Origin of the sequence: Acinetobacter sp. ANC 4169 (assembly GCF_002135355.1) — a bacterium.
Classification (GTDB): Bacteria; Pseudomonadota; Gammaproteobacteria; order Pseudomonadales; family Moraxellaceae; genus Acinetobacter.
On sequence record NZ_NEGE01000013.1, the window covers coordinates 99,042 to 121,413 of the forward strand.

Consider the following 22,372-nt stretch of genomic DNA (forward strand, 5'->3'; position numbering starts at 1 on the left):
GAATACCTAGAGTGTGGGAGAGATAAAATCTGCAGTGGTAAATTCGGTATGTTGTGAGGTTTCACGCCATACCTGAAGAAAATCCGCATGTTGCGGTTGATGCTGTAAATACTGAATAGTGGCTTGAATCCAGTAACGATGATCTTCAGTCAGTAACTGGCCTTTCAGCAATAACCAGCGCAAATAGATCAGCCAGGTATTCAGCACATCGCCTTCACAATAACTGGTCAGTTTTGACCACTGTTGCGCTCGGACATATTCCGGAACATGGTAAGCACCATCGCCACGTTTTCCAGGGAAACCGAGTAAGTGTGCAACATCGTCCAGCTTCTGGAAATGACGACCATTAAACATGGCCATGACATCCATTAAATCGACATGACGCTGATGGTAACGGTTCTGGTAATTATTATAGCGCTTTTGCTGATCAATTTCGCCCTGATCAAACAAACTGGGTGCCGAAAGACCATGATACATGGCGCGGAACAGAATCACCGGCAAATCAAATTGCGAGCCATTCCAGCTCACCAGGGTTGGATGACGCTTGTCAAAAATGGACAGGAATTTTTTTAAAATTTCCGCTTCTCCATATTGCTCGCGGCTAAATGAAAACAGCTTCATCGCGCCATTTTCATCAATCCACAGACCCGAAATACAGACAATTTCATGTAGCGGCAAACGCTGAAAATCCATGCCCGATTCCTGACGGCGCAATTTCATTAACGCCTGTTCCAGATCTGCCTCGGATAAATCCAGATGATATAAATGCGCTCCTGACTTTAAATCGGTCAGCGTTTCGATATCGAAAATTAAGACAGGTAAGCGCATTTCATCTCACAATTTTGAATTATTCAGGATCGACTACAGAGAATAAACCGGTAGACAGATAGCGATCGCCACGGTCACAGATGATGCAGACAATCACGGCACCCGGATTTTCTTCCGCCAGTTTAATGGAGGCCCAAACAGCACCGCCTGATGAGGTTCCGGCACTGATGCCTTCTTTGCGCGCCAATTGACGTGCGGTTTTTTCCGCTTCAATTTGCGGAATGTCCATAATACGGTCAACGCGTTTTGGATCAAAAATGGTTGGCAGATATTCTTGTGGCCAACGACGAATACCAGCAATATTTGAACCTTCCGAAGGTTGTAAACCGACAATTTGAATATCAGGATTTTGTTCTTTTAAATATTTGGAAATTCCCATAATCGTACCGGTTGTTCCCATGGAACTGACGAAGTGGGTAATTTTACCGCCGGTTTGCTGCCAGATTTCCGGCCCCGTGGTGAGGTAATGGGCTTCAACATTGTCCGGGTTACCAAACTGGTTTAATACCAGACCCATGCCGTCTTTTTCCATTTGCAGCGCCATATCACGCGCTTGTTCCATATTTTCCGACTCGATCAGCTCAGCACCGTAAGCACGCATCGCATCTTTGCGTTCCTGGCTGGAACCGGCAGGCATAATGAGTTTCATTTTATAGCCACGCATTGCAGCAACCATGGCCAAGGCAATCCCTGTATTTCCACTTGTCGCTTCAATCAAGGTATCACCCGGCTTGATTTGACCCCGTTTTTCAGCTTGCATAATCATGTTGTACGCTGGGCGGTCTTTTACCGAACCTGCAGGATTGTTTCCTTCAAGTTTAGCCAATACTGTTGCTTGAGTGTGACTTGCCAGACGTTGCAAACGCACCAAAGGAGTATTTCCTACATAGTGGTCCAGTAAAAAATCGTCAGCTTGAAAATCAGGGTTGGTATTACTCATTATTTGCACCTATATCGAGGTGCGCCTATTGTATGAAAAAATGCTTCTCCCTGCACCCATTTAGCAGGCTTTTTATTGAAAGTGATTAAAGCACAGCCAGTTTTAAATAAAGCATGCTAAACTGCGTTGCATAGGGAATAAACTGCTTTAACCATGTCAAATATCAATAAAAAGTTATTTAAGCGTCTACACTTAAATCATGCTTATGGACAACTCATCGCCATGATTTTTGTCCCCATTATGGTTTTGGCAGGTGTGGGGGCATTGCTGGTTTTATCCGAAACCTCAAATGCATCACGTTCACAGCAGCGTCAAATGGCGATTGCCATTGTGGCTCGCTATCAGCATACCGCCGAAGCTGCGATTGATCTTTTAAACCGTTATCCATGGCAATACGATCAGGCCCGTAACGCCTTGCAGGTCATGCTGAATGAAAAGCATTTGATTCGTGCTGCCATTATCGATCAAAACGGCAGAAACCGTTTAAGTATCGGTTTTCAGGATCAGGACACCTGGCCTGTCATTAAGGCCAAAACCTCCTTTGTTGGCCCCATTTTATTTAATAACAACAATGTTTATGCACTGCGTATCAATGAGCATTCATCGGTACCTGAATGGCTGGTGGTTGAACTGGATAACCAGCCGCTGGAAATTGCCCATTACCGGGTCATGATTGTTCTGATCGCGACCGGTTTACTGACTTTATTACTGCTGTTACTGTGCCTGAATTTCTATTCACGGCGCTGGATTGCACCGATGTACGAAATCCGGATGCAGTTACAGCGCCTGAATGCCGATACCCTCGATCAGCACATGGTGATTAACAGTACCGGCGAATTGCGGTTGTTACAGCGTGATATTGCCAACGTGGTAAAACGCCTGCACTTCAGCTTTCTGGAACTCAAAGAACATACCGAACAGACTGAAGATGATTTACGCCGTACTTTAGATACCCTGGAAGTTCAGAACATTACTTACCGTCAGGCACGTGATCAGGCGATTTCAGCCAACCAGTCCAAATCGGTATTCCTGGCCAATATCAGCCATGAATTACGCACGCCACTGAACAGTATTGACGGTTTTATTCATTTATTGCTGCGTCAAGGCAACTTAAGCAACGAGCAGAACCTGTATCTGCAAACCATTCGTAAATCATCTGCGCATCTATTGGCACTAATTAACGATGTACTGGATTTTTCCAAAATTGATGCCGGCAAGCTGGAACTGGAAACTGCACCGTTTGATCTGGAAGAAGCCATTTTTGACGTGATGGATATGCTCTCGCCATTGGCGGCACAAAAGCATATCGATATGGCGTTTTATTATGCCGACAATGTTCCAACCCAAGTGATTGGCGATGCCCTGCGCTTCAAGCAGATTCTGACCAACCTGATTTCCAATGCCATCAAATTTACCCCGGATGGTGAAATTATTGTCCGTGCCCGGATGGAACATGATGATATCGGGCAATGCCTATTGCACTTTAGCGTGCAGGACAGCGGTATCGGCCTGAGCGGTACAGACCGGAAAAAACTGTTTGAATCCTTCTCGCAAGGCGATGCGTCCGTGACCCGTCAATTTGGCGGTACAGGGCTCGGCCTGGCTATTTCCAAACAGCTGGTACATTTAATGCAGGGGCAAATTGGCTTTGAAGATAACCAGGAACGTGGACCGACTGAAAAAGGTTCCACTTTCTGGTTCACCGCCATGTTTGTCGTGGAAGAAGATATTGAGATTGTGCATCCGCACTTTAATCAAATGCAGGTGGTGTCTTATTTGGCCCATCCTGCAACAGCCAATATTTTACGCCATTATCTTGAAAATTATGATGTTCATCATGTCGAAACCACCTCGATTCTGGATTTGTTCAGTCAGCTGAATAAATTCTCGAAAAGCGATGAAAATACCTGGCTGATTGTCGATCATAGTGGCGATGGTGAAGCGCTGCTGAAAGAAATACGCAATCGCTATCATGGCAATATTGCGGTATATGGCTATCAGATGGCGCTCGATCCGAACATGCTGAACGAATACCGTGCCCGTCCACTGTATCAACCGCTAAGCCGCAGTGCCTTGATCCAGCTCCTCAGTAATCAGCCTATTTTCGAGCAAGATGTACATGAAGAGTTTAATGGACAAGGTCTGCATGTACTGGCCGTGGATGACCATTTACCGAATCTGATTGTTCTGGAAGCGCTGCTCGCAGAACTCAATGTCACCACCACCAAAGCCCTGAGTGGTCAGGAAGCCATTGATATTATCCAGCAGCGTATAGGACAAGGTTTGCCTGCATTTGATGTGGTGTTTATGGATATTCAAATGCCGGTCATGTCCGGTATTGATACCACTCGCGCCATTCGCTCGCTAGAGTCGACCTTGGAAGACCATAAACGCTTGCCGATTATTGCCCTGACTGCCCATGCACTGGCGGATGAAAAGCAGAAACTGTTGCAGGTGGGCATGGATGATTACGTCACCAAACCGATTCAGATGGAACAGATTACTCAGATTCTGACGCACTGGACTTCGGAAAGCTTTAAAAAAGCTAAAAGTGTAGAGCAATCCATTCTGATTGAAGCGCTGGATCCGACTATTCTGGATTGGCAACAAAGCCTGCAACTGGCAGCCAATAAAGAAGATCTGGCTCTCGATTTACTGAAAATGCTGACGGACAGTTTCCCGACCGAACTTGATGAAATGCAGCAGTTAATCGAGATGGAAGATTTTCCGCAACTGGAACATGTGCTGCACCGTTTATATGGTGCAACCCGCTATGTCGGCGCACCGAGTCTGCAAGAAGTCACCGGTGGATTTGAACAGTTTGTTTCTTCCTTACGTAAAGAACGACGCAAAGCAGATGAAGCCTTTATTCAGGAAACCCTGCAACGCTTTGACCAATTGCAGTCCGTGATTCAGCAGGTTGAACAGGCCTCACAGCAAATTTTAAACAAACAGAATATCTGAGGCTTATCCAAATTTTGGCAGTAGCGTCCATCTTTAGATGTGACTCTGCTGTCATGTATCGCGGCATGTATCAGAGAAATACCCATGTTATGCTCAGAAGCATATAAAAATACAGGTCTACCCCATGGCGTTACTTCGCATAGAAAAAAACAATGGTATCGCAACCGTTTCTTTAAACCGTCCAGAAAAACGCAATGCCATGAGCTTTGCTTTATTACGCGAACTAGTCAATGCTGCCAAGCAGATCAAAAAAGACCGCTCGATTCGTTGTGTCATTTTAACCGGCGAAGCGCATGTGTTTAGTGCCGGCATTGATCTGGCCGATTTAAACGCGCCGAAAAATACCGCTTACGCGGCTTGGGAACTGATTAAACCGGGACAAAGCCTGTTCCAGAAAGCCTTTTTAATCTGGCAGGAACTTCCAGTACCGGTCATTGCTGCGATTGAGGGTTATTGCCTGGGTGCCGGCATGCAGTTGGCACTGGCTGCTGATATTCGTATTGCTCATCCAGACACCAAAATGTCAATTATGGAAAGCCGCTGGGGATTGGTGCCGGACATGGGGCTGACCCGTTCCATTAAAGGCATTATCAGTGTTGATCTGGCCAAAGAGCTGACCTTGACCGGTCGTATTTTTGATGCCAGCTATGCCAAGGAAATTGGTTTGGTGACTCATCTCGATGCCTCTCCTGTAACTAAAGCACAAGCCATAGCAGAAGAAATGCTGCAACGTTCTCCAGATGCACTTGCTGCAGCCAAACGCGTGCTGGATGCCATGGAACATGAACCGAAAAAATCGTTACGTCTTGAGAAAATCTGGCAGCTGAAATTACTGTTAGGTAAAAACAGTAAATTGGCCCGTAAAAAAGACAAGAACCCTGAAGTTCAATTTTTACCGCGCCAATATAAGTAAAATAGTGAAATAACAGCATTGTCCAGAGAAAAACACATGAGTTTTGATCGTAATACAAAAATTGCATTCTTAGGCATGGGTCTCATGGGAAGCCGAATGGCGACTCGGCTGATTCAGGCCGGTTTTGAAGTGGCTGTATGGAACAGAACGGCATCCGCCTGTGACGTGCTGATTGATATGGGCGCCACTGCCCTGGACTTGCAGAATATTGGACACTATCCGGTGATTCTAACCTGTCTGGCCGATGATGCTGCCGTACAAGCGGTTTATGACCAGATTCAGAATAATTTACAAGCCGGACAAGTGATTGTGGATTTCTCCAGCCTGTCTGTAGATAAAACCAAAGTTTTGGCACAGCAGGCACAAAACCAGCAAGTGCAATGGATTGACTCCCCTGTTTCCGGTGGCACGGCAGGTGCAGAACAGGGCACACTGGTGATCTTTGCCGGTGGGGACAGGCAAACCATCCAGGATTTATCACTGATTTATAATGTGCTTTCGCAACGCGTGACCCGTATGGGTGAAACGGCTACCGGACAAGCGACCAAAATTTGTAACCAGCTGATTGTGGCAGCGAATAGTACCTTAATAGCTGAAGCCGTTGCCTTGGCGGCGCAGGCAGGTGTGGATACTACCCTGCTGGCTCCGGCTCTTGCCGGCGGTTTTGCCGACTCGAAACCGTTCCAGATTTTAACCCCGCGTATGGCCACGCATACCTTTGAACCGGTGCAATGGAAAGTGCAAACCCTGTCCAAAGACTTAAATAATGCCGTACAACTGGCTGAACAGTTCAATTTAAATATTCCTGTAGCAAAACAGGCACTTTCACAATTGAAAACTCATCAAAATAAAGGCTATGCTGAAGCTGATCTGGCGACGGTCATTCAACTGGTTGAATCTTGAGCAGAGCATTTTTTAGCGGGCAAGGAGTAAAAGCATGATTAAGCTAGCAGTAAATTTATCGATGATTTTTACTGAAGTGCCTTTGCTTGAGCGCTTTGCTCTGGCGCAAGCACACGGATTTCAGCATGTAGAAATTCAGTTTCCCTATGAACTCAGCATTGAACAGATTCAGACCCAACTGACCCTGCATGATCTTAGCCTGTGCCTGATTAATGTGCCTGCAGGTGACCTGATGCAAGGTGGTAACGGGCTGGCTGGCGTACCGGGTCAAGAAATCGAGTTTCATCATGCCCTGGAACAGGCAATTCAATACGCCACAGCACTGAATGTACCCAGTGTGAATATTCTGGCCGGCAAGCAACCGCTAGATGCAGACTTGTTGCCTTGCTTAAATACTCTAGCAAATAATTTAAAACTGGCCTGTTGCATGCTTGCTGCACATAACATCCAACCGGTGTTTGAAATGATTAACAGCACCGATATGCCACGCTTTTTGGTGCAAAATATTGCCCAGGCCCAGGAGATGCTGGAAGCTGTACAACACCCTGCGCTGAAAATGCAATATGACTGTTATCACATGGCAATGATGGGTGAAGATGTACTGCAAGGCTTAAAGGAAAATATTCAGGATATTGGCCATATCCAATTTGCAGACTGTCCGGGACGACATCAGCCCGATACTGCACAAATTCAATATGCAGAAATTTTTCAATGGTTAAATCAAAGCACTTATAACGGTTTTACTGCGGCAGAATACCGTCCACAGGCGCATTCAAACCATTCTTTTGCATGGAAAGATAAATATTTTGCAAAACATCCGCAAAGTTAAATTATGAACTGATTTGAAATTCGGCACCAAAACCGCTATATTACACGATGAGATATTGTCCGGAAATTAAACCCTTTATGAATTTAGAACCATCGCCCAGCGCTTCTAATTCTCTCGAACACGCAATGAATGCTCATGCTAAAGATGTACAAGCTTGCTTAAAAGTTGTACATGAAGCCCTATCAGATGTAAAAGCAAAAGATATTTTAGAACTTGATGTAAGCGCGATCAGCAATGTGGCAGATGCCATGGTTATTGCTAGCGGTACATCAACCCGTCACATTAAAGCCCTCGCAGACAATGTTGCTGAAGAAGCACGTAAAGCGGGTTTCCGCCCTATCGGCGTTGAAGGCGAACGTGATGCTGAATGGATCCTCATCGATCTTGGTTTTGTAGTGGTCCATGTCATGCTTCCAACAGCGCGTAAATTTTACGACCTTGAAAGCTTATGGCGCGCGACTCCAGAATCAGTAGCTTAAAAATTTAAATTAAAAAAGCGACCTTTAGGTCGCTTTTTTTGTGCCGCTGGTTTTATCGGGTGGCTTAGCCTTGGGTTAAGGCTGAGCCACCATCTGATCAAGACAGAGCAAAACTATAATAATTGATGTAAATCTACCTCTGGATATTTGTTCTTAATATCCATTTTTACCCGGGCATAAACCTGATCTGCCTTGCTTGGGCCATAGAATTCACAATAACATTCATATGATGCGGTAATCACCTGTGCATAACTGGTTAAGGGTAAAGATTCCGCAAAAGCAGCATCATTCAGATTCGCAGATTTCTCAATCGCAATGCCCATGGCTTGCACATGATTTTTTACTTCCGCATTAAAATCATTCAGATCAGCTGTAGCTACTGTAGCAACCACGCCATTGATCAAATCAAAAAAAGCATCGGCAAAATCGGCTGAAATCGGCACTTCAGTTTGGACTTTCGGCTTGGTATCCAGTAGCACCTGTTTTTCAACCGCCGACATCTCACATAATACCTGTCTCAGCATTTCTTTGCGCTGCACACGCAATTCATCGGTATTGCAAATGTCATTCATAAAACGGTTGAGTACAAATGAAGGTTTGTCTCCATACTCCTGTTCCCAATAATTCAATACCCGTTCCAGTACAGTTCCTTGCAGATAATGACTTAAACCGCGTTCAATCGCCTGTTTCTTTTGCATTACACTGAGTAATTCGTTTGGCATAGCTAAACTCCTTAGTGGCGGTTGGTAATATCATCTGTTTCAAAAGTCACATCACGCTGAAATTCGGGATAAGACAGTTCGGCATGTTCGGTATAATCCAGGCCACGTTGTTCATGCTGTTTGCTCACACGCAACCCGCCCAGCAACTTGTCCAGAATTTTAAAAACGATCAGTGCAACTCCAAAGCCCCACATAAATGCAGCACATACGCCCAGAACCTGAATAGAAATAATTTGTGAATTAAACATATCTGTTTCAAAAAACAGCCCTGCTGCAATCGTTCCCCATGCCCCGCAAAAACCATGGACCGTCACGGCATCCACTACATCGTCCAGTTTGAGTTTTTCCATCACACTTGGCAGCACACTCACCAGCAGACCTGCAATAAGACCGGTAATTACGGCAAATATTGGTGACATGGTGGCACAACCTGCGGTAATACCGACCAGACCGCCCAATGACGCATTAATGGTGGTTTTCATTAAAATCGCCTTGCCACGAATCAGAGCATAAAGCATGTAAGCAACCGCACCAGAACAAGCCGCCAGATGGGTATTTAAGGCAATGCGGCCAATACTGACATTGGCATTGATGGTGGATGCTGCATTAAAACCAAACCATGCCAACCAAAGCACAAAGCCACCCAAAGCCACCAAAGGCATGTTATGTCCTGCCAGATAATGACTTTGTCCATTACGCCCGAAACGCCCCAAGCGCGGCCCCAGTACAATAATCCCGGCCAGCGCAACCCAGCCACCGATTGAATGCACCACAGTAGAACCGGCAAAGTCGATAAAGCCCAAAGCTTTTAACCAGCCTGAACCATCAAAAATACTGCCCCAAGCCCAGCTGCCAAACACAGGATAAATCAGGCCGCTGACCACTGCTGCACTTACCACATAAGCGACAAAGTGAATGCGCTCAGCCATTGCACCACTGGCAATGGTGGTTGCAGTTGCTGCAAACATCATTTGAAAGAACAATAGATTCCAATGCCAGCCATCCATGACATTGGGGGCAAAATGACTGGTTCCGATCCAACCTGAAGCATTGACCCCAAACATCAAGCCAAAACCCAACAACCAGAACACCAATCCCCCCAGACAAGCATCCATATAGTTTTTCATCAGTACATTCACTGTATTCTTGCTGCGTACCGAACCACTTTCGACCAGTGCAAAACCGGCCTGCATAAAGAACACCAAGATACCGCCCATCACCACCCATACGCTGTCGAGTGATAAGCGTATTTCCTGAATATTGGCAGAAGTTGCCGCCCCCTCACTGGCAAATACCGGTAATGAACATACAGTTAACAACAACCATAGATACTTTATTATTTTCATGAACAGTCCCCCTTAAACTTGATCACAAAAATGCAAAACAAATGCCAAATTCTAGGGATATATTTTTTTATTTTTAAATGATGCTGCGCCTATCCTTTAACCATTTTTTATTTTCACAATAACCAACCCCACAACTCCATTTAAAATAAATATTAAAAAATAAATAGTTAATTGCTATTTAATGAAGCATTTTTATTCATTATTTCTGCACTATTGCACCAAATAGATAGAAGCCCTGATTGTTATGACGATATGTCTCATGATCCTCCCACTGTTTAGCAAGTGAAAAATCACACATTATAAAAATAAAAAACCACCCGAAGGTGGTTTTTTTCATGATCCATGCTTTAGGCTTCAGTTTGTTGATAGAGCGCCTTTTTATTTGGCAAGCGTTTACATAAATACAAACTGGCCAACAAGCTACAGGTCGCTGCAAACATGAGCCACAACGCTGGCATACTTGCATCTCCAGTTTTCGCAATAATGAAGGTACTCACCATTGGGGTTACCCCACCAAACAGGGCTGTCGCCAGACTAAAAGCCAATGAGAAACCGACTGTTTTTACGCGAAGTGGCATAGATTCAGCCAGTGTCGCCACCATACTGCCGTTATACATGCCAAAGAAGAATGAAAAGTACAACAAGGCCATAATCAGATGATTAAAGGAAATATCATTCACCAGCCAATTCAAGGTTGGGTAAGCGGTAAAGATCGCCAGGAGGCTAATACCGACCAATACCGGTTTACGACCGATTTTGTCAGAGATCAAGCCCCCGATCGGCAACCAGATAAAGTTTGATAATCCTACTATCACAGCAGCAAGCAAACTGTCCGCAGTCGATAAATCCAGTTCCCGTTTTGCAAAAGTTGGCGTGTAAACCGTAATGAAGTAGAACGTGGTGGTGGTCATCGCACTCATCAACATTCCGGCAACAACCAGTTTCCAGTTACTGACCATGGTCTGGAAAATTTCTTTTCCTGTCGGATGGGTTTTTTGTGCTTTAAAGGCTTCAGTTTCTTCCAAAGTACGACGCAAGATGAAAATCAATGGAATGATTAAACAGCCGACGAGGAATGGAATACGCCAGCCCCAGTCACCCACCTGTTCAGGAGGGAGCATGGAATTGATGCCATAACCCAGAATTGCCGCGAATACCACCGCAATCTGCTGGCTACCCGACTGAAAACTGGTAATAAAACCGCGGTTCTTGTCTGTGGAAATTTCCGCGAGATAGATAGAAACCCCGCCCATTTCCACCCCAGCCGAGAAACCTTGTAACAGACGCCCCAACACAACCAGGATCGGAGCAATAATCCCGATCTGATCATAACCTGGAACAAAGGTAATTAAGATAGTTCCCAAAGCCATCAAGCTTAAGGTCACAATGAGTCCCTTACGGCGCCCGACTTTATCGACATATGCGCCTAGAAAAATGGCACCCAAAGGACGCATTAAAAATCCGGCAGCAAAGACGGTAAATGTCATCATCAAAGAAACATATTCATTCTCTGAGTGGAAGAATTTAGCCGCAATATATGAGGCGTAAAATCCAAACAGAAAGAAATCATATTGTTCTAAAAAATTCCCACTGGTCACATTTAAGATTTTCTTAAATATTCCCTTTTTATTTTCTGCTACAGCCATATAGAACCTCCCTGGTTATATGAGCAAATGAGTAAAAAACAACCTATTTTTGCAACAATTATTTGGCCTTCTTACTGCGGCGCTCTTCGATCTCAAATTTGATCAAAGCTGCGCTGCGGTAAAATCCGTGTGCGAACTTGCCAAATGGAATGGTTAAGAAGAAAGTCATGACTGTAGCCAGATGTGCGATGAGTAAAAGACCCATCCAGCTAGAATCTCGTAGACCGAGCAGAGCCAGCCCTGTAATGCTGATGAGTAACAGCAGAAAGATAAAACCGCGATCCATAGGTTTCTGCTTGGCATCGCCATGCTTGGGATCACGTTTCAGGTTCAGATAAAGCAAACCGATTGGCCCTACAACTAGCCCCAATCCACCTAAAGTTCCCAGTACAACCGGCACACTTAAAACTGGATAAGGCGCATGCAGATCGAGGAAGTAGTGATAGCCTGTGGCTACGCAGGTGGCCAAGAAACAAAGCAGGAAGCCATACATGGTGAAATGATGGAAACGACGGCGAATCAAGGTATAGCGGTCGTCATCTTCATTACAGCCTTTGCCATGACCACCATCTAAATATTTCAAGGTCAGCACGTTTTTGGCAGCCTGTAAAATATCCGGCTGTTCCACCCCACCGAGAACCACTTCCGATGTCTGTTTCCAGAATTGACGAATGCCGAGTCCCAACAGGATAAATGCCATGCTAAAGACCACACCAAAAAGCAAGGCTAAAAAGTTATGCGGAAAAATCGCGTAGAAGTTGCCCTGATATAAACCGAATAAATCATTTCCTTGCATGAATGAGCCAACAAGCATGAAGAAAATAAAAGTCACCACCAAAGCGCTGACTAGGGTAATTCCGGCTTTCTGATACAACTTGCCAAAGCTTTGCGGTACGGCAAACTTTTGATAGGTTTCAAGACGAACCTGTGCCATAGCCTGTGGAATATTCACGCCAAATTCATGTGGTGGAGCATATTGGCAGGCATGTAAACAGGCACCGCAGTTATGGCAAAGATTGGCTAAGTAATGGATATCGGCTTCATTAAATTCCAGACGTTTGGTCATGGCCGGAAATACTGCACAGAAGCTTTCGCAGTAACGGCATGCATTACAAATCTGTAAAGCCTGCTTGACCTGCTCTTCATTGGCCGTCAACTGCACCACAGGAATTAAATTTTTAGCTGGAGCATTCATTTAAACCGCCTCCTTGGTTAAGGCTCTGTTATTCAAGGCAGCAGCCGCTGCATTTTTTCCTGCAATCCGGCCAAAAGTAGTTCCAATCGACATCCCCACGCCTGCGGTATAACCCTGTCCCAATACATTTCCGGCCATCATTTCCCCAGCCACGTACAGGTTTGGACTCGGCACATTGTTAAAACGCACCGCAGCGTCATCTTCAACTTTTAAACCCAAATAGGTGAAGGTAATTCCAGGACGCAAGGCATAGGAATAGTAAGGCGGCGTATCTAAAGGCACAGCCCAGTGGGTTTTTGCGGGTGTGAGATTTTCGGTATGACAGTTATCCAGAACGGTATGGTTAAACTCGCCTTTGACACAGGCCTGGTTAAACTCATTTACAGTCTGTTCAAACTGATCCGGATCAAGATGAATTTTTTGTGCCAGTTCACGAATGGAATTGGCTTTTACCCCTTCAAACACAGGCGGCATAAAACGCCCGACCGATTTTGAATCGATAATGGAATAGCCGATTTGCTGCGGCTGTTTCGCGACCAAGCGCCCCCAGATGGCATAGCGTTTAGGCCAGAAATCTTCGCCTTCATCATAAAAACGTTTGGCTTTGTTGTTGACGACGATACCCAGTGACACACAGTCAATACGGGTACAAATACCGCCATCATAGAGTGGAGCGCGGGCATCAACTGCAACACAGTGCGACTGTGAAGGATCACCAATCACATCTACGCCCTGGTCGATCATAAATTTCAGCAGATTGCCCTGATTGAAGCGCGTACCCCGGATAATAAAGTTATCCGCCGGCCATTCCCCAGCTTCGTTTTGTCCCCAGGCTTCTCGGAGCCATTCACGATTCGATTCAAAGCCACCGGCAGCGAGTACACAGGCTTTGGCCTCAAAACGTGTGCCATCTTCGGCAATGGCTGCAACAAATTTGCCTTGATCTAAAATAATTTCCTGAATTTTGGTTTCATATTTCACCACCACACCCAAATCTTGGGCGCTGCGGAAATAGGCATTCACCAAAGCCTTGCCACCGCCCATAAAAAAGGCATTGGTACGGGCTACATGTAGTGCACCGGACAATGGTGGCTGAAAGTTAACCCCGTGCTTTTTCATCCATTCACGGCAGGTTTCGGTACTGCGAATGACCAGACGTGCCAAATGTTCATTGGTCTTGCCGCCGGTCACTTTTAACAGGTCTTGCCAATATTCTTCTTCTGGGTAGGCATCAATCAGCACATCTTGAGGCTGGTTATGCATACAACGTAGGTTACGCGTATGTTGAGAATTGCCTCCACGCCATTCCTTTGGTGCAGCTTCTAATAATAGAACCGTTGCGCCTGCTTCACGTGCAGTGATTGCAGCACATAAGGCTGCATTGCCACCACCGATTACAACAACATCGTACATGTGATAGATCCCATACAATTTGTGGCAACTGTATGAGATAAACAGGTTTCAGAGTGAGAGGCTAAAAGCGATTGGGTGTTTAATTATTTTAAAGACTAAAGCAGTTTTGCACTGGGCCAGGCATGTTGTTGAATAAGCTCATTTATACATGAGCGAATGACCGTTTTAGCTGCCAGACTTGCCGGAGATAGCTCATCCTCAGATAAGCTAATGAGATAATTGGTCCGGTCTATTGAAGGTTCGGTGATTTTTAAAAAATTTAAATGCTGACGGCTCAAGTTCATAAAAGCACTGCCCGGTTGCAGGGTAGCGACATCTAAATTTGCCACCGCATTCATCAGCAGGCTCAAGCCATCAATTTCATAAGCCACATTCAGTTGATGATGCTGTTGTTCCAGCAGTTTTCGCAAACCATGATTGGTGCTGGGCAAGGCCAAAGGCAATCCTTCGACGGCGCGCAATGGCAATAAACCGGTGGTTAGATATTCTTCCAGCTGATAATGTTGAAAGAAGGCATCATTGCCGATCAGGAACATCGACTCGGATGCAAGCGGTTGCAGTGACCAGTTCTTGTCAATGTCCTGACTAAAAATAATCGCAGCATCCAGTTGTCTGGAATTAATCAGCTGTACCAGATTCCCGGATAAGCTCTCCACCAGATGTACCTTAATATCCGGATAGCGTTCTGCCATAATTTTCAGAAAAGGAACCGCTAGAATGGATGCCGTACTGGGTGGAAACCCGACACTGACATATCCTACCAACCGGGAAGACTGAGCTGCCTGAACAGCTTGCTGGGCATGACGTAAAACCAGTTGTGCCTGCTTTAAAAATGCCAACCCTGCCGGAGTCGGTGTCACCCCCAAAGCGGAACGCTGCAATAATCGGGTCGACAATTCAGATTCCAATTTTGAAATTTGCTGACTTAAAGCGGAGGTTCCCACATCAAGTTTTTGCGCTGCCTTACCAATACTGCCCTGTTCCACAATTGTGACAAATGACTGTAATTGTCTGAGTTCCATTGGCTGATTCATCCATGCTATGAATTGGCTAGTACTTAAAACTTGAAGCAGAATAGCTTAACAAGGGCTGAATATAGAAGTCTTTGTTTAAATTAACCGTGATGCTAAAGAAAAATTTTCTGCAATAAAAAACCACCCGAAGGTGGTTTTAATCTCCCTAAATCCCTCTTTATAAAAGAGGGACTTTTGAAGCATGGATTTAGTGACCGCCGCCGTTAATCGCTTTAGTCATGTCTTCAACAACTTTCTTGGCATCACCGAAGATCATCATGGTTTTTTCGTTATAGAACAAGTCATTGTCCAGACCCGCATAACCTGTTGCCATAGAACGCTTGATCACCATAATGGTACGTGCTTTATGTGCTTCCAGAATCGGCATACCATAAATTGGTGAAGTTGGGTCATCTTTTGCCGCAGGGTTCACTACGTCGTTTGCACCAATCACCAGTACCACGTCAGTTGCAGGGAAGTCAGAGTTAATCTCATCCATCTCTAAGATGTCTTCATACGCCACGTCTGCTTCAGCCAAAAGTACGTTCATATGACCTGGCATACGACCTGCAACAGGGTGAATCGCAAAGCGTACTTTTACGCCTTGTTCTTTCAAAATTTCACACAGTTCTTTTACCGCATTTTGTGCACGGCCTTGTGCCATACCATAACCCGGAACAATCACTACGCTGTCTGCATTTGACATCAGGAAGCCTGCATCATCTGCCGAACCAGAACGGTGGTTACGCTGAACCTGTTCGCCCTTGTCACCAGAAGCAACTGCCGCACCACCCATTGCACCACCAAACAATACGTTGATGATTGAACGGTTCATGGCTTTACACATGATGTAAGACAGAATCGCACCTGAAGAACCAACCAGTGAACCTGCAACAATCAACATATTGTTTTCTAAGGTGAAACCAATACCTGCTGCTGCCCAGCCAGAGAATGAGTTCAACAGTGACACCACAACTGGCATATCACCACCACCGACTGGTGCAATCCATACCCAGCCAAATGCAAGTGCAAGTGCGGTCATTGCCCAGAACGATGTCATGTCGCCGGTTAAGAAGAAGTTGATACCACAACCGAGCATTGCCAGGAAGATAATCGCCTGTACCGGTTTAACCCATGCACCCGAAATAGTTTTTGCCCATTTCTTCGCAGCCAGTTTACCGTAAGCAAATACAGATGCAGTGAATGTGATTGCACCCACGAAGCAACCCACGAACAATTCAAATAAATGCACGCTGCTCATATGGGCATGCTGTACACCAGCCGCCGTTAATGCCGCTTCATTTTGTGCAAATAGCGCAGTGAGCTGGTTGTTATGCAAAATTGCAGCAATGGCAATCAGTACCGCAGCCAAACCCACCAGTGAGTGCATCAATGCAACAGTTTCTGGCATTTGGGTCATCGGAACGGTACGTGCACGGGCAATACCTACAACCGCACCCAGTACCATCGCACCGCCAATCATCCAGACCACAGGATGATCTGCAACGAAGAAGGTGGTGATCACGGCAATTGCCATTGCGATCATGCCGTAACGGTTACCTTGAATCGCTGTTTTAGGACCAGACAAACCACGTAAAGTTAAGATAAATAGAACGGCACCAACCAGGTAGAACCAATCCGCATATTCTCGAATGAATTCCATGTCTTAGCCCTCTTTTTTCTTTTGCTTTGGCTTGAACATTTCAAGCATACGTGCAGTCACGGCGAAGCCACCAAAAATATTGATACTTGCCAGGAATACTGCTACTGCACCCAAAATACTGACCACGTTTACGCTTTGGAATTGCACATTGGCTTCAACCAAACCCGGGATGCCAACAGTCTGCAACATCGCACCCACCACAATAATAGATGACAAGGCATTGGTTACAGCCATCAATGGCGTATGTAATGCAGGGGTAACGCCCCAAACCACGTAGTAACCTACGAAGATGGCAAGGACGAAAATTGTAATCGTTTCAACCATGATCTCTCTCCTTAACCACGCTTCAGCAGCACTTGACCGCCATGAGTTACTAGAAGGGCTTTTTGAATTTCTTCTTCCGGATTGATGGCAAAGTTTTTCTCTGCATCAAACAGTGTCTCGAGGAAATTAAAGACGTTACGCGCATACAATGCCGAAGCTTCGGTCGCAACGGTTGCCGGGATATTTGGAATACCTAAAATGGTTACGCCATTATCCGTCACGACATTTTCGCCACATTTTGAGCCTTCCACGTTACCGCCAGACTCAACTGCCATATCTAGAATGATTGAACCCGGTTTCATTTTGGCAACAGTTTCAGCACGAATTAAACGCGGTGCATCACGGCCTGGTAAAAGTGCAGTGGTGATCACGATGTCAGCATTAGAAACAGCTTTGTCGACAATGGCAGCCTGGTCTTTGATGTATTGCTCACCAGGCATCCAGCCATAACCATTTTTAGCCGCATCCGCCGCTTTTTGCTTTTCTTCATCCGACATCGGAACGTCTAGCCATTTACCGCCAAGCGATTCTACCTGGTCACGTGCAGTTGGACGTAAATCCGTTGCTTCTACCACAGCACCTAAACGTTTCGCCGTTGCAATTGCTTGTAGACCTGCAACACCCACCCCCATGATCACAACACGGGCTGGTTTTACCGTACCGGCTGCGGTCATCAGCATTGGGAACATGCGTTGATATTCTGCTGCTGCCAAAAGTACCGATTTATAACCGGCCAAGTTAGCTTGAGAAGACAACACGTCCATGTTTTGTGCACGGGAAAGCGTACGAGGCAAAAGCTCTAATGCAAATGCAGAAACCTGCTGTGATGCAAACTGATCAAGTTCAGTGTTGCGATACGGGTCAAACATCGCAATAACTGCGGTATTTGGGGCAAGTTTTTGAATTTCGTCACCCTTAGGAGCACGAACTTTCAAAATAATCTGACTGCCGGTATAGGCATCATCCGTAATTTTGGCGCCGACCTGTTCATATGCACTGTCAATATAAGCGGCTTTTACACCCGCTCTACGTTCAATGACTACAGTGTGACCAGCACTGATCAACTTCTTTACTGTTTCTGGCGTTGCAGCCACACGACTTTCACCGACAACAGTTTCGGTTGGGATTCCGATCTGCATGAGCGTTCCTCAAGCTAATTTTTCTTAAGTAAACATTGCGGTTAGCAATGTTTCCCCCAGGATGCGTTTTTGTTGAATTTTTGGATTCTAATTGAACTTTTTTAAATTACCACCCAATATTTATTTAATAAATACCTATATTTTGAACTGGCAATTCATAAAAATAATCGTGCAATACTTCATTTATTGCTTTGACTTTCATTTGTAGCGGTCAGCCTGACTTTATATGCCAGTCTCCAAATCAACAGCGTTATGCAATTTAAATAAGGGAAACTGGGATTGTATGGCAGGTCAAAATACAGGATTGATCTTTCTGACAAGCGTAATTAGGGAACTAGATTTTATATAAGGCGGCAAAGTTGCCTGATTTATCTATAAAATTAATAAATTTAAAGACTTTTTTGTACCCAATTGACTGATTTGACAGATTTAGACTGCTTTTTCAGATTAAAAGATAATCATTAGGAAAACTGCTATTTTTCCTGAAAATAGAGATTTATGCTGCTATAAAAAATGCTTATTTTCCTCATTTTTATATTTTTTTTGTGATTTTCTGCTTATTGATCCTAAGTCTAATAGGGTAAAAAAATGGATCAATATTTTTTTCATTACCATTTCGCATGATGATGTTTTAATCTTTATTGGGCAAATTGGCGAATATTTGCACCATATCAGTGCAATTACTCAACATTTAAGCTGATTTCTGACTTTGTATTCGTGAAAATCCTGATCTATTGCACGACACATCCCGTGTACAGCGATTGTCTGGATAAAATTCATTCAAGATTCATCCCCTGATTTTTAACATTCATAAAGAATCCTTACATCCGATAAAAATCATCATGATTTCAGCTATCAATCATTCCATATTGGAATCATAGTCATCATATTTTTGCATTTAACCTCTAGGGCTAAAAACTCTATAATTCACGTTTCCCCCTGATTATTCAGATCAGAAGCCTGAATTAAGTAGATAAAATGAAACTGAGTCTAAGCAAAACACAATTAGGTTCATTGTTTGCGATCTGTGCTGCTTTCCTGTTTAGTACCAAAGCCATTTTTATTAAGCAAACTTATGCCCTGTCACCCTTGGTCGATGGCACGGTACTGATGGCTTTGCGCATGGCCAGCGCCTTACCGTTTTTTTTGCTGCTGTGCTGGTTCAACCGTCATCATAATAAAGAGATGACAGCGCAAGACTGGGGGCTATTGGTTGTTGCAGGGCTGATCGGTTATTACTTTTCAAGCTGGCTGGATTTTGTCGGTCTGATGTATATCAGTGCATCACTGGAACGGATTATTTTATTTCTTTATCCCACCCTGACCGTTTTGGCTTCCAGTGTCATCTATAAGCAGAAACTGAGCCTGAAAAGCATGCTGGCCATCGCCTTGAGTTACGGCGGCACGGTGATTGTGATGCTGCAGGAGCAAAGTAATGTCCCGCATGAAGGTAATTTCTGGCTTGGGGCAAGTTTAGTCTTTGCCAGCGCCATCAGTTTTGCCGCATATTTACTGCTTACCCCTCGCCTGATTGAAAAATTTGGTTCCTGGAATTTCACCGGCCTAACTCTGACTGTAGCCTGTATCGGCACATTAACCCATTATATGATTGCCACGCCGCAGCCTCTGCATTTGTTGACTCAGCTGCCTGCCAGTGTGATCGGCTATGGAATTGCTCTCGGCTTTTTAGTCACCGTGTTACCGACCATTCTAATGGCACAGAGTATTGCCCGGCTGGGTGCTGCACAGTCTGCCATGATTGCCTCTATTGGCCCGATTTTGACTATTATTTTGGCTACCCTTTTTCTGGGTGAGCATTTAAATGCCATTCAGTGGCTCGGCTGTGGGCTCAATATTATTGGGGTGATGATGATTACCCTGTCGAAGAAAAAATTCTCGCATTAATTTTTATCGTCCAGATTTAAGCCAGTCTGGCCTAAAACTACGGCTAGCAAAATAACCCTAAACAATCCAGCGAAAGACTGCTTTTCCAAAGATTTGTGCCTTCAGATCGATGTGCTTGTTATACTCTGCATATACATTGCAATACCGGCAAGCTTTGCCTGCCTGAAATAAAACAAGGACTGTTATGAAGACTTCTCTCGACATTAGCCAGGATAAATCTTTGCTCTGGCTGATGGCCATGGCCTGTGGTCTATGTGCGGGAGCCAACTATTACTGCCAGCCTTTAATCCATTCCATTCAGCAAGACTTCCATGTGGCTGAATCACAAGTGGCTTTAACCGTGACTTTTGCCCAGGTGTCTTATGCGCTTGGACTGCTGTTTATTGTTCCGGTCGGTGACATCGTCAATAAAACCAAATTTATTCCACTGTTGATGTTTCTGGCCGCCCTTGGTTTATTGCTCTGTGCTTTTGCCGTCAACCTGCCGATGCTTTGGCTGGGAACCATTATTGCAGGCTTGTTTTCTGTTGCTGCACAGGTTCTGATTCCCTTGGCCACCATGGCCGTCAAACCGGAAAAAACCGGTGAAGTGGTCGGATTTTTAATGAGCGGGCTGTTAGTCGGTCTGCTGCTCTCTACCAGTCTGGCCGGCTTGCTCTCGAATTTATTTCACTGGAAACTCATTTATGTAGTCAGTGCCCTGTTAATGCTGCTCTTGGCTTTCCTGCTTAAAAGCAGGCTTCCCCATATTCCGACCTTAAAAATGAGTTATGCCAAAATTTTTAAATCTATGGCGGTTTTACTAAAACAGGAACCACGTTTGGGATTGCGCGCTTTAATTGGTGGTTTTATTTTTGCTGCCATGAGTACCCTGTTTTCGACCATTGCCGTTTTACTCAGTTCCGAGCCGTTTCATTTATCCGATGTATTGGTCGGTGTAGTGACTTTAATTGGCGTGTTTGGGGCATTATCGACCACTAAAATTGGCAAGATTGCCGATCGTGGCCATACCTTGGCACTGACATGGATCGGTCTGTCACTGCTGATGATCAGCTGGCTATTTTTCTATATTGGCGGACAGGCTTTATGGGGCTATGTTGTGGGTTACGGCATTATCAGCCTGGGTTTGACCGTGGTGCATACCAGCAATCAGAGTATTATTTTCCGCTTGCATCCAGAGGCAAAATCCCGAATTAATTCCATCTACATGACCGCTTATTTTATTGGTGGAGCTTGTGGTTCGGCACTTGGTGTTTATTCATGGCATCATGGTGGCTGGAACATGACCTGTATTACAGGATTAAGCTTGGTGCTCTGCGCGGCATTTTTTGCATTTCTGGATATGCGCTATCACGCTCGCAAAGCTTCTCTTTTATAAAAAGCTGCTCTTGAAACGACCTTTTATCTTGGGGCTTATTTCAAGTCATTAGTCTTAGGATACTTGCACCACGGGGTAAAATGGTTTGCCTAAATCTAGCGTTTTGGCATTTTCCAGAAGTATAAGCATGAACATAGGTAACAATGCCGCCAAAATATTACAGGCATCCTGCAATTGTCGACGATTGACCGAGCTATTATAGGTGGCACCGCCATGAATCATCTGATTACGCAAGGTATAAAGACGATTAAAAACAACAAATAAAATATCTACCGAAGCTTTTTCCTGTAAGGCTTTATGGACTTTCTTCTTTTCCTGTTCAAAATCTTCTTTCCAGCTGTGCTGGCTGATTTTTTGATTTTGAAAATCCCAGAAACCCTGATACACATAAGGATTTTCTAAAAGCAGGCGAATGGGATGGCTAAATTTATCCCAAAGAATATGATAGATTTTATGTTCCTGATCTTTCTGGCAAATTAAATATAGGAACTGTCGTAATGTTTGTTTATCTTGATTCAGCGTGGCATCCTGCGCATAAATGGCATTGAATGAAATCCACAGACTCATGAATTTAAGATCAAGGTCGCTATCTAATTCTAGCGATTTTTTTAGCCAGCTTAAGCCACGATGAATTCTCAGGTTGAAATAATCAGAATGCTCGGCCTTTTTACTTTTAAAGATTTCTTCCAAAAGCATCATTTTAAATTCTCGTACTTTATTATTCTTCTAATTAAACATACTCACTTTTATAATATTTACAATATAACAAATT

General features: G+C 44.6%; 19 protein-coding genes. 7 read left to right on the forward strand and 12 right to left on the reverse strand.

Annotated elements, in window-relative coordinates:
• Nucleotides 1-6: 6 nt before the first annotated feature.
• Both B9T26_RS11325 and cysM read right to left on the reverse strand, forming a co-directional pair.
• Entirely contained in the window at nt 7-828 is an 822-nt protein-coding gene (locus tag B9T26_RS11325) for a 3'-5' exonuclease (protein WP_086199796.1), read from the reverse strand.
• Nucleotides 829-847: 19 nt separating this feature from the next.
• Nucleotides 848-1,768, reverse strand: a complete 921-nt coding sequence (gene cysM, locus B9T26_RS11330) for a cysteine synthase CysM (RefSeq protein WP_086199797.1) — start codon at nt 1,766-1,768, stop codon at nt 848-850.
• 153 nt (nt 1,769-1,921) lie between these two features.
• Between cysM and B9T26_RS11335 the strand changes: the two genes are divergently transcribed.
• The 5 genes from B9T26_RS11335 to rsfS all read left to right on the forward strand — a co-directional run bounded on the left by B9T26_RS11335 (nt 1,922) and on the right by rsfS (nt 7,856).
• Nucleotides 1,922-4,732: an ATP-binding protein gene (locus B9T26_RS11335; protein WP_086199798.1), complete on the forward strand. Its 2,811-nt coding sequence runs from the start codon at nt 1,922-1,924 to the stop codon at nt 4,730-4,732.
• A gap of 124 nt (nt 4,733-4,856) precedes the next feature.
• Complete coding sequence (locus B9T26_RS11340; protein WP_086199799.1) at nt 4,857-5,645, forward strand: crotonase/enoyl-CoA hydratase family protein; 789 nt, start codon at nt 4,857-4,859, stop codon at nt 5,643-5,645.
• Between the two features lie 36 nt (nt 5,646-5,681).
• Nucleotides 5,682-6,548 (forward strand): NAD(P)-dependent oxidoreductase, encoded by an 867-nt coding sequence (locus tag B9T26_RS11345; RefSeq protein WP_086199800.1) that lies wholly within the window; start codon nt 5,682-5,684, stop codon nt 6,546-6,548.
• 34 nt (nt 6,549-6,582) lie between these two features.
• Nucleotides 6,583-7,377: a hydroxypyruvate isomerase family protein gene (locus B9T26_RS11350; protein WP_086199801.1), complete on the forward strand. Its 795-nt coding sequence runs from the start codon at nt 6,583-6,585 to the stop codon at nt 7,375-7,377.
• A gap of 77 nt (nt 7,378-7,454) precedes the next feature.
• Nucleotides 7,455-7,856: a ribosome silencing factor gene (gene rsfS / locus B9T26_RS11355; protein WP_086199802.1), complete on the forward strand. Its 402-nt coding sequence runs from the start codon at nt 7,455-7,457 to the stop codon at nt 7,854-7,856.
• Between the two features lie 113 nt (nt 7,857-7,969).
• Here the strand turns inward: rsfS and B9T26_RS11360 are convergent, their stop codons facing one another.
• The 9 genes from B9T26_RS11360 to B9T26_RS11400 all read right to left on the reverse strand — a co-directional run bounded on the left by B9T26_RS11360 (nt 7,970) and on the right by B9T26_RS11400 (nt 18,317).
• Entirely contained in the window at nt 7,970-8,578 is a 609-nt protein-coding gene (locus tag B9T26_RS11360; protein ID WP_086199803.1) for a hypothetical protein, read from the reverse strand.
• 11 nt (nt 8,579-8,589) lie between these two features.
• On the reverse strand, nt 8,590-9,924 hold the full coding sequence (locus B9T26_RS11365) for an ammonium transporter (RefSeq protein WP_086199804.1): 1,335 nt from the start codon (nt 9,922-9,924) through the stop codon (nt 8,590-8,592).
• 347 nt (nt 9,925-10,271) lie between these two features.
• Entirely contained in the window at nt 10,272-11,570 is a 1,299-nt protein-coding gene (locus B9T26_RS11370; protein WP_086199805.1) for an MFS transporter, read from the reverse strand.
• A 58-nt stretch (nt 11,571-11,628) separates the two neighbouring features.
• The gene (gene tcuB, locus B9T26_RS11375; RefSeq protein WP_086199806.1) at nt 11,629-12,765 is read right to left on the reverse strand and encodes a tricarballylate utilization 4Fe-4S protein TcuB; all 1,137 of its coding nucleotides are present in this window, start codon (nt 12,763-12,765) and stop codon (nt 11,629-11,631) included.
• A complete protein-coding gene (gene tcuA / locus B9T26_RS11380; RefSeq protein WP_086199807.1) occupies nt 12,766-14,178 on the reverse strand; it encodes an FAD-dependent tricarballylate dehydrogenase TcuA in 1,413 nt (470 codons plus the stop codon). It abuts the gene before it with no gap.
• 95 nt (nt 14,179-14,273) lie between these two features.
• On the reverse strand, nt 14,274-15,200 hold the full coding sequence (locus B9T26_RS11385; protein ID WP_086199808.1) for a LysR family transcriptional regulator: 927 nt from the start codon (nt 15,198-15,200) through the stop codon (nt 14,274-14,276).
• Nucleotides 15,201-15,399: 199 nt separating this feature from the next.
• Entirely contained in the window at nt 15,400-16,854 is a 1,455-nt protein-coding gene (locus B9T26_RS11390; protein WP_086199809.1) for an NAD(P)(+) transhydrogenase (Re/Si-specific) subunit beta, read from the reverse strand.
• Between the two features lie 3 nt (nt 16,855-16,857).
• The gene (locus B9T26_RS11395; protein WP_086176827.1) at nt 16,858-17,178 is read right to left on the reverse strand and encodes a proton-translocating transhydrogenase family protein; all 321 of its coding nucleotides are present in this window, start codon (nt 17,176-17,178) and stop codon (nt 16,858-16,860) included.
• An 11-nt stretch (nt 17,179-17,189) separates the two neighbouring features.
• The gene (locus B9T26_RS11400; protein WP_086199810.1) at nt 17,190-18,317 is read right to left on the reverse strand and encodes a Re/Si-specific NAD(P)(+) transhydrogenase subunit alpha; all 1,128 of its coding nucleotides are present in this window, start codon (nt 18,315-18,317) and stop codon (nt 17,190-17,192) included.
• A 978-nt stretch (nt 18,318-19,295) separates the two neighbouring features.
• Between B9T26_RS11400 and B9T26_RS11410 the strand changes: the two genes are divergently transcribed.
• Both B9T26_RS11410 and B9T26_RS11415 read left to right on the forward strand, forming a co-directional pair.
• Nucleotides 19,296-20,222 (forward strand): DMT family transporter, encoded by a 927-nt coding sequence (locus tag B9T26_RS11410; RefSeq protein WP_086199811.1) that lies wholly within the window; start codon nt 19,296-19,298, stop codon nt 20,220-20,222.
• 184 nt (nt 20,223-20,406) lie between these two features.
• Entirely contained in the window at nt 20,407-21,600 is a 1,194-nt protein-coding gene (locus B9T26_RS11415) for an MFS transporter (protein ID WP_086199812.1), read from the forward strand.
• 54 nt (nt 21,601-21,654) lie between these two features.
• Here B9T26_RS11415 and B9T26_RS11420 read toward each other — a convergent pair whose 3' ends face one another.
• Complete coding sequence (locus tag B9T26_RS11420) at nt 21,655-22,299, reverse strand: HEPN domain-containing protein (protein ID WP_086199813.1); 645 nt, start codon at nt 22,297-22,299, stop codon at nt 21,655-21,657.
• Nucleotides 22,300-22,372: the final 73 nt, after the last annotated feature.

What these genes read in the sequence shown, in the direction of transcription:
- B9T26_RS11385 (WP_086199808.1), bottom strand. Translation starts at nt 15,200, where the DNA reads ATGGAACTCAGACAATTACAGTCATTTGTCACAATTGTGGAACAGGGC.
- tcuA (WP_086199807.1), bottom strand. Translation starts at nt 14,178, where the DNA reads ATGTACGATGTTGTTGTAATCGGTGGTGGCAATGCAGCCTTATGTGCT.
- B9T26_RS11410 (WP_086199811.1), top strand. Translation starts at nt 19,296, where the DNA reads ATGAAACTGAGTCTAAGCAAAACACAATTAGGTTCATTGTTTGCGATC.
- B9T26_RS11365 (WP_086199804.1), bottom strand. Translation starts at nt 9,924, where the DNA reads ATGAAAATAATAAAGTATCTATGGTTGTTGTTAACTGTATGTTCATTA.
- B9T26_RS11395 (WP_086176827.1), bottom strand. Translation starts at nt 17,178, where the DNA reads ATGGTTGAAACGATTACAATTTTCGTCCTTGCCATCTTCGTAGGTTAC.
- B9T26_RS11335 (WP_086199798.1), top strand. Translation starts at nt 1,922, where the DNA reads ATGTCAAATATCAATAAAAAGTTATTTAAGCGTCTACACTTAAATCAT.
- rsfS (WP_086199802.1), top strand. Translation starts at nt 7,455, where the DNA reads ATGAATTTAGAACCATCGCCCAGCGCTTCTAATTCTCTCGAACACGCA.
- B9T26_RS11420 (WP_086199813.1), bottom strand. Translation starts at nt 22,299, where the DNA reads ATGATGCTTTTGGAAGAAATCTTTAAAAGTAAAAAGGCCGAGCATTCT.
- cysM (WP_086199797.1), bottom strand. Translation starts at nt 1,768, where the DNA reads ATGAGTAATACCAACCCTGATTTTCAAGCTGACGATTTTTTACTGGAC.
- B9T26_RS11350 (WP_086199801.1), top strand. Translation starts at nt 6,583, where the DNA reads ATGATTAAGCTAGCAGTAAATTTATCGATGATTTTTACTGAAGTGCCT.
- B9T26_RS11360 (WP_086199803.1), bottom strand. Translation starts at nt 8,578, where the DNA reads ATGCCAAACGAATTACTCAGTGTAATGCAAAAGAAACAGGCGATTGAA.
- B9T26_RS11370 (WP_086199805.1), bottom strand. Translation starts at nt 11,570, where the DNA reads ATGGCTGTAGCAGAAAATAAAAAGGGAATATTTAAGAAAATCTTAAAT.
- B9T26_RS11390 (WP_086199809.1), bottom strand. Translation starts at nt 16,854, where the DNA reads ATGGAATTCATTCGAGAATATGCGGATTGGTTCTACCTGGTTGGTGCC.
- B9T26_RS11325 (WP_086199796.1), bottom strand. Translation starts at nt 828, where the DNA reads ATGCGCTTACCTGTCTTAATTTTCGATATCGAAACGCTGACCGATTTA.
- B9T26_RS11340 (WP_086199799.1), top strand. Translation starts at nt 4,857, where the DNA reads ATGGCGTTACTTCGCATAGAAAAAAACAATGGTATCGCAACCGTTTCT.
- B9T26_RS11345 (WP_086199800.1), top strand. Translation starts at nt 5,682, where the DNA reads ATGAGTTTTGATCGTAATACAAAAATTGCATTCTTAGGCATGGGTCTC.
- B9T26_RS11400 (WP_086199810.1), bottom strand. Translation starts at nt 18,317, where the DNA reads ATGCAGATCGGAATCCCAACCGAAACTGTTGTCGGTGAAAGTCGTGTG.
- tcuB (WP_086199806.1), bottom strand. Translation starts at nt 12,765, where the DNA reads ATGAATGCTCCAGCTAAAAATTTAATTCCTGTGGTGCAGTTGACGGCC.
- B9T26_RS11415 (WP_086199812.1), top strand. Translation starts at nt 20,407, where the DNA reads ATGAAGACTTCTCTCGACATTAGCCAGGATAAATCTTTGCTCTGGCTG.